The organism is Streptomyces sp., assembly GCF_031178505.1.
Taxonomy (GTDB): Bacteria; Actinomycetota; Actinomycetes; order Streptomycetales; family Streptomycetaceae; genus Streptomyces; species Streptomyces gulbargensis.
This window is the reverse complement of record NZ_JAPSIW010000811.1, coordinates 1-3,027: the sequence shown is the minus strand read 5'-3', so window position 1 is coordinate 3,027 and position 3,027 is coordinate 1. Positions and strand designations below refer to the sequence as shown.

Below are 3,027 nucleotides of genomic sequence, written 5' to 3'. Positions count from 1 at the left end.
TGGCGCTCCTGGCGCCAGCACACGCTGCGGCCCTTGCTCTGCCTCGGCGCCGCGCTCCTGCTCCTCAACGTCTCGGTCGGCTCGGTCAAGCTCGGCCTCGGCCGTCTCGGCCCCCACTACGCGACCCAGATCGGCTCCGCCGAGCTGTTCGCGGGCGGTGACATATTCCCGTCCGGTCACACCGCGAACGCGGTGGTGACCTGGGGCATCCTGGCCTACCTGGCGACCACCCCGCGGGCCCGGCGGTACCTGTCGGCGCTCTCGGCGGTGGTCGCGCTCGGCGTCGGCCTCACCACCGTCTACCTGGGGACGCACTGGCTGAGCGACGTGCTGCTCGGCTGGGCCGCCGGCCTGCTGATCCTGCTCGCGCTGCCCTGGTGCGAGCCGGTCATCGCCCTGGCGGAGGCCCGGATCCTGGCCCTGCGCGACCGGCTCGGGGAGCGCCTGCGGGACCGGCGCCGCCTGGTGCCCTCGCTGCCCGTGGCCTCCGGCGGTCCGCGCCCCGGCTACCACCCGCCGCGTCCGGCGGCGGCCGACGAACCGGTCAGGGAGACCGTGGGAGTGGCCCGGCGGACCCCGGCGACGCGCGCTCCCGCGACCCGTGGGGCGGGCGGCTGAGCCGTGTCCGTACGCGACGAAGGGCCCCGGCCGGATCGGCCGGGGCCCTTCGTCGTACGGGCGGGGGCGTCGGTTCCGGCGCTCGTCAGCCGACCCAGCAGCGGGTGACCGTCCCGTCCTCGACCTCGAAGTTGATGCGTCCGAACTGGTACTCCATGGTGACGATCGTGCCCGGCGGCAGGGCCCTGACGGCGGTCCAGCCCCGGGTCCTGGCGAGCCGCTCGGCGCCGTCCGCGTCGAGCCCCACATAGGACTCGGGGCTGTCGCGGGGCGGTTCGGGAGTGCGCGATGTGGGAGCCATGGACCCCACGTTAGTCCCTCGGTGGTGGTCACACTTGGGTCACAAAGGTCCGCCATATGTTTGACTCGCATCCCGGTCACCCGGAGGGACAAGTTCCAGCCGATTCTCCAGTAATTGCCGGGGCTCTCCGGTACTTCGCACCAACCGCCCCGAACTCGGCCGCGCCGCGTCCGCCCGCCGGGAACTTCCCCGGAATTCCCACTCCCGTGACGGTGCGTCGAATTGGCCCCGGCCGGGCGCCGGCTCCATGACCGGCGGTTCTCACGGTTCCCCCACAGAATGCTTACGCCGGGACCATCGGGCCGATCCGCCGGACGCTTCCGCCCGGCGGTCGAGAGGCGGTACCGGAACTCCGTGACGGTGATCCGGGGGAGATCGCGACCCGCGTCGGATCCCCGGCCGGCGGAGTCCGGCGCGTCCGCCGTGTCAGCGGAAGCGGCGGACGAGGCGGCCGGCGCGCGCCTTGAGGGTGTAGACGCCGTCGAGGGCGCCGCCGAGGGCGCGGTGGGCCGCGGCGCGGCCCCGGCCGTGGGTCCGGCGGCTCGCACCGCGGTGGACGAGTTCGGCCCACAGGGCCTCGTGGCGGGCGGCGATAGGGGCGGGGTCGAAGCGCTCGGAGGCGGCCAGCGCGGCCCTGCCCGCCTTGGCGCGCAGTTCGTCGTCGGCCATGTACGCCCGCAGCGCCCGGGCGACGGCCGCCACGTCGTCCACCGGCACCAGCCGCCCGTCGACCCCGTCCTCGATGATCTCGCGGGGTCCGTTCGGGCAGTCGGTGGAGACGACCGGCAGCCCGCAGCGCATCGCCTCCACGATCGTCATGCCGAAGGACTCGCGCTGCGAGGTCACCGCCGCGATCGAGCCCTTGGCCCACTCCGGCTCCATCGGCGTGACCGAGCCCATGAGGAGGACCCGCTCGCCGAGGCCCCGGGCGGCGATCTGCCGGGTGAGCGGCCCCTTGAGGTCCTGCACCGCGTCGCCGGAGCCGTAGATCCGCAGCGTCCAGCCGGGCAGGTCCGCCGCCGCCTCGGCGAAGGCGTCGATCAGGACGTCGTACCGCTTGACCCGGGTCAGCCGGCCCGCCGCGACCACGGTGCGCGCGGCGGGGTCGGCGGGCGGCACCGAGGGGGCGGGCACGCTGTTGGGCACGGCCTCGATGCGTACGTCCCGCAGTCCCAGCTTCCGGTAGGCGCGGGCGTCGGCCTCGGTGACGGTGGTGACGGCGTCGAGCAGCGCGTACTCGTGGGCGATGTCGCGGCGCAGCCGGTAGCTGTGGCCGGTGAGGATCAGGTGCTCCTGGCCGACGAGGACCGGGCCGCGGCGCGCCTGCCGGGCGAGGTGGACGTTGAGCCCCGGGCGGGTGGCGACGAGGACGTCCGCCTCGACGCCCCGCAGGTGCTCCCCGATGCGGGCGTCGGTGAGCGCGCTGTACTGCTTCCAGCGGCCGTCGCCGCGCGGGAAGACCCGGGCGGGCCGGTGGAAGTCCGGGTGGTCCCCGTCGTAGCCGGGGCTGTCCTTGCGCAGGTCCACGAGGTGACGCAAGGTCACCCCGGCGGGCAGGCCGAGGAGCGGCTGGTCCCGGTGGCGGAAGACGGAGACGATCTCCACCTCGTGGCGCTCCGCGAGCTCCTCGGCGAGTGTGAACGTGGTCCGGATGGTGCCGCCGTAGTGGTAGCCGTTGTGGAGCAGAAAGGAGATACGCATCGCGCTGCCGGTTCCCCCGGGTCAGTTGGTCGGTCCGGCCGAACTGTACTGCCCGCGCGGCACGGCCGTTCGCCCGGAGGCCGTCACGGGCGAGGGGCTCCGGCGGCGGTGGCCCTTCCGGCGGGCGGGAGCCGGGGCGGGGACCTCTTCGCGCGGTGCGTCAGGCCCCGACACCCCCTGGGGGCCTTGTCCCGGCCCCGAACCGCCCGCTCCCCGCCCGAGGGCCCACGGACGGGGAGCGGCGGGGGCCGGGGGCTTCCCCGGCCCTTCCGCGGCGCCCCTCCGTACGTACTGTCCGGACGGGGCGCCGCGGAGTCCTCAGAGCGGCGCGATCCGCAGCATCGTGCCGACGGTGATCCGGTTCGGGTCCGGTCCGATCAGCTCGCGGTTCGCGGTGTGGAGGGCCT

Annotated in this window: 3 protein-coding genes; 1 reads left to right on the top strand and 2 read right to left on the bottom strand. The window is 74.9% G+C overall.

The window, feature by feature from the left end; genetic code table 11:
- Window positions 1-618, top strand: a 618-nt coding sequence (locus RIF68_RS32740; RefSeq protein ID WP_309055005.1) for a phosphatase PAP2 family protein, incomplete at its 5' end; no start/stop codon positions are given.
- Between the two features lie 85 nt (window positions 619-703).
- Here the strand turns inward: RIF68_RS32740 and RIF68_RS32735 are convergent.
- On the bottom strand, window positions 704-919 hold the full coding sequence (locus tag RIF68_RS32735) for an I78 family peptidase inhibitor (protein ID WP_309055003.1): 216 nt from the start codon (window positions 917-919) through the stop codon (window positions 704-706).
- A gap of 426 nt (window positions 920-1,345) precedes the next feature.
- Window positions 1,346-2,620, bottom strand: a complete 1,275-nt coding sequence (locus tag RIF68_RS32730) for a glycosyltransferase (protein WP_309055001.1) — start codon at window positions 2,618-2,620, stop codon at window positions 1,346-1,348.
- Window positions 2,621-3,027: the final 407 nt, after the last annotated feature.